Raw genomic sequence first — 3,443 nt, 5'->3', positions numbered from 1 at the left:
CCCTCAACCTATTCAAGAATGCGGGAGAAAGCGGCAGTCTTCTGCATAGTGCCTATGGTTACGCTGTGTTTCCGAAGATTGGCAAGGGAGGGGTCGGTATAGGCGGTGCTCATGGGAAGGGTCGCGTCTATGAGAAAGGCAAACGTATCGGCGATACATCGATGACTCAGGTCACTGTGGGCTTGCAACTTGGCGGCCAAGTGTACAGTGAACTCATCTTGTTCGAGGATGAACGAGCCCTCAAAGCATTCACCAATGGTAACTTTGAATTTGGCGCAGATGCCAACGCGATCGCGGTCACTGCGGCGGCTGGCGCACAGGCAGGCACGACGGGCACGTCTACTAACGTAAGTGGCGGCAAGAAAGATGCCAAAACGTCAGGTTCCTATCGAAAAGGCATGGCTGTGTTTACAGTGGCCAAGGGTGGGCTGATGTACGAGGCAAGCGTTGGCGGCCAGAAGTTCTCTTACACGCCTCGTTGATTTTCGCCGAGTGTTAAATGTAGGCCATTGAAAGGTCGAAACTTGCGCGAAAGAGACGCATGAGTGTCCGGCGAAACGAAAGCATGAAAGGCTGCAACTGGCCGAACCCGGGCCGACGGGGATCGGCTCAAGCCGACCCTGTAAACGGCCTTCAGCGCAACGTGTAGGCAGCGGTCGCTTCCAAGTCACTCAGACCGCGTGAGGCTCGAACGGAAACTGCTCGACCTCGCCGCCGCGCGCCACCATCACCGTGCTCTCCGGAATTTCTTGCCACCAGCCCGTCAAATCGGCGAGCGGCTCGGAAAGGACCAGAAACGCATCCTGCCCGGCCATCGCGATGCGCGGATCGTCGGGATACAACTCGTGCAAATGACGGAACGACGTGTTGTGAAACAGCGAGCGTGACTGCCTCTCGCTTGAATAGCGCACCGCGACGATCTGCTGGCCGTCGGTTGCGCAGACGGTCATGTTCACCGGTGTATCGACCTCGTGGCGGCGGCCGGTTTCCTCGACGAACGCCACCATCCGTTCGAGAGCAGTGACGGGCGCCCGCTCGAGACCGAACGTGAGCGCTAGGAAGAACAGCACTTCGGAATCGGTCGAGCCTTCGATCGATGGGAACAGTTCGGGGTCGATCGCGACCATTAGATCGCGGCGCACCGCCGGATAGTTGCGCACGAGGCCGTTGTGCGCGAACATCCACCGGCCGTGACGGAACGGATGGCAGTTGGTTTCCTGCGACGGCGTGTCGGTCGCCGCGCGCACGTGCGCGACGAACATCGGCGCGTGGATCGCCCGCGCCGCTTCGCGCAGATTGCGGTCGCTCCATGCGGGCTGGATGCAGCGGTAGCGAAAAGGAATGTCGGTCCGATGGCCGTACCAGCCGATCCCGAAGCCGTCACCATTGGTGGTCGTGTGGCCGAGCCGCGAATGCACGCTCTGATCGATCAGCGAATGCTTCGCGTTGAACAGCACCGTTTCCAACTGAAGCGGTTTGCCGGAATAAGCGAGCCAGCGGCACATGAGATGTCTCCTGTCTGATACGCTCGTATCTGGCAACCGGTTGCAGCGTCGCGACGGGGACCAGCAATTCGGAGAAGCCGGTCAGCATAATCTACACGCCAATGCGCAGCAGCAGAAACGACGATACGCGCATTTCCGCCTAGGTGCGTGGTAATTGTCGAAAATCTTCGCGCGGCTGTGGATCAGATAGACGGTCGCGGCCCCCGCGAACGAGACCGCCACCGACGCAATGCTCGACGAAGAATTCCGACGGCTTGTGCGTGCGGGTTGCTCCAGGCAAAGAATATGCGGCGCTCTGTATCACGAGGGGCCGGTGTGCGATGCCAAGCCGACATTTGAATCAACCTGAGAGCCCCTTGCTCAGCCCACGCAGCCATTACTGCCTGAACCCGCTTGTTGGGCGCACTGCCAAGGCGTAGAAATTGAGTACGCCGTATGTACTCCGGTGACGCCACTTATGTCACTGGGCGAGGCATGCGAAGGAGGGGTCATGACATTCAAGGCTCAGTGGTACCGAGACAAGTTTGCGAAAAAACGTGGCAAAAAACCGCGTATGACTAAATTATAATAAGATAATTTAGTCAATTCTGCATAAATCCATTTGTCATTCGGATAACTACACAAGAGCAGTAGGGAGCGCGCCGTCGTGTGGCCGGTGCGGGCGAACTGCTGCTAGTCGACGTGTTCCGAGGAGTGGCGGCAGCGAATTTACGCTGACCCTGAAGCGGACTTCTACGTCAAACATCACTCGTACACCGTCTTTGCCGGAGCTTTCCCTTCCCGGGGTCCCGCTGTCCATACTCGTAGTGGACGATAATCGCGACACCGCAGATGCAATGGGCACGTGCTTTGGACGGATTCGCGGCAACCTTGTTCGCCGCAAAACAGGTTATCCATCGAAAGCTGACTGAGAGGCGGCCTTACAAGCAGGGTTCGACGCACGTACCTAAACGGGCCGACGTAACCAGGCTGTGATCAAGCCATTTCTGCAGCCAGCAGATCTTCGATCATGATTGGCAGCTTGCGCACGCGCACGCCGGTTGCATGATGGGTGGCGTCGGTAATCGCGGCCGCTACGCCCGCAAGGCCGATCTCCGCGATCCCGCGAGCGCCGAGCTCATTGAACACGGTGTCCGGATGATCGAGAAAGGTCACGTCGAGTTCAGGAGTATCCGCGTTCGATGCGATGATGTAATCGGCCAGATTGCTGTTGATCGGTGCGCCCGTCTGCCTGTCGTACAGGGTGTGCTCGAACAGCGCCATGCCGACACCCATCACGACCGCACCCTCGATCTGGTTGCGGGCAGCCCGCGGGTTGATCATGCGTCCTCCGTCGATCACTGTGACGACGCGGTTCACGCGCAGCTGTGCGATTTCCGGCTGCCATGTGACTTCGGCGAAGTGCGCGCCGTAGGAGTAGATGGAGAAGCGCTTTTTTAGCGGATCGTCGAAGCCGCCTTTGGCACTCCCGCTGCCTGACGCTGCGCTCATCTTCGCTGCTTCGAGGATCTGATCGAACGGCACGCCGCGCTCCGGCGCGTCGCCCTTGCGATGCACATGCCCAGCGCTGAATGCGATTGCATCTTCGTCCGTACCTTTGAACGGGGAACCGTCGACGGTCACCGCGCGCGACAGCAACAGCTTAATTGCCGAACGTACCGCGTCGAGCACCGCGGGAATCACGGATGCGGTCACCGCGCTGCCGCCCGAAACCGGTCCCGGTGGCAAGACCGAATCGCCGAGACCGACCTCGATGCGATCGAGTGGAATCCCGGTCTCTTCGGCGACCAGTTGTGCGAGCACCGTGTATGTGCCGGTGCCGATGTCCTGCGTGCCGCACACCACCCGGGCGCTGCCGTCCGCTCGAAGATCCACGCTCGCAGCGGCCGAAAAGCGCAACGCCGGCCAGACACAGGCGCCGACGCCCCAGCCCAAGGC

Annotated in this window: 3 protein-coding genes; 1 reads left to right on the top strand and 2 read right to left on the bottom strand. The window is 59.8% G+C overall.

Annotation, left to right across the window (positions count from 1 at the left end):
* A partial coding sequence (locus tag WCA53_RS02905) for a YSC84-related protein (protein WP_423905272.1) occupies nucleotides 1-482 on the top strand: 482 nt, incomplete at its 5' end.
* Nucleotides 483-671: 189 nt separating this feature from the next.
* Here the strand turns inward: WCA53_RS02905 and WCA53_RS02900 are convergent.
* Both WCA53_RS02900 and WCA53_RS02895 read right to left on the bottom strand, forming a co-directional pair.
* Entirely contained in the window at nucleotides 672-1,505 is an 834-nt protein-coding gene (locus WCA53_RS02900) for a class II glutamine amidotransferase (RefSeq protein WP_423905271.1), read from the bottom strand.
* Between the two features lie 975 nt (nucleotides 1,506-2,480).
* Nucleotides 2,481-3,443 (bottom strand): xanthine dehydrogenase family protein molybdopterin-binding subunit (locus WCA53_RS02895; protein ID WP_423905269.1); only part of this gene is annotated, 963 nt, incomplete at its 5' end.

It is taken from the genome of Caballeronia sp. (genome assembly GCF_049581465.1).
In the GTDB taxonomy this organism is placed as follows: Bacteria; Pseudomonadota; Gammaproteobacteria; order Burkholderiales; family Burkholderiaceae; genus Caballeronia.
This window is presented reverse-complemented; position numbering and strand designations above follow the sequence as displayed.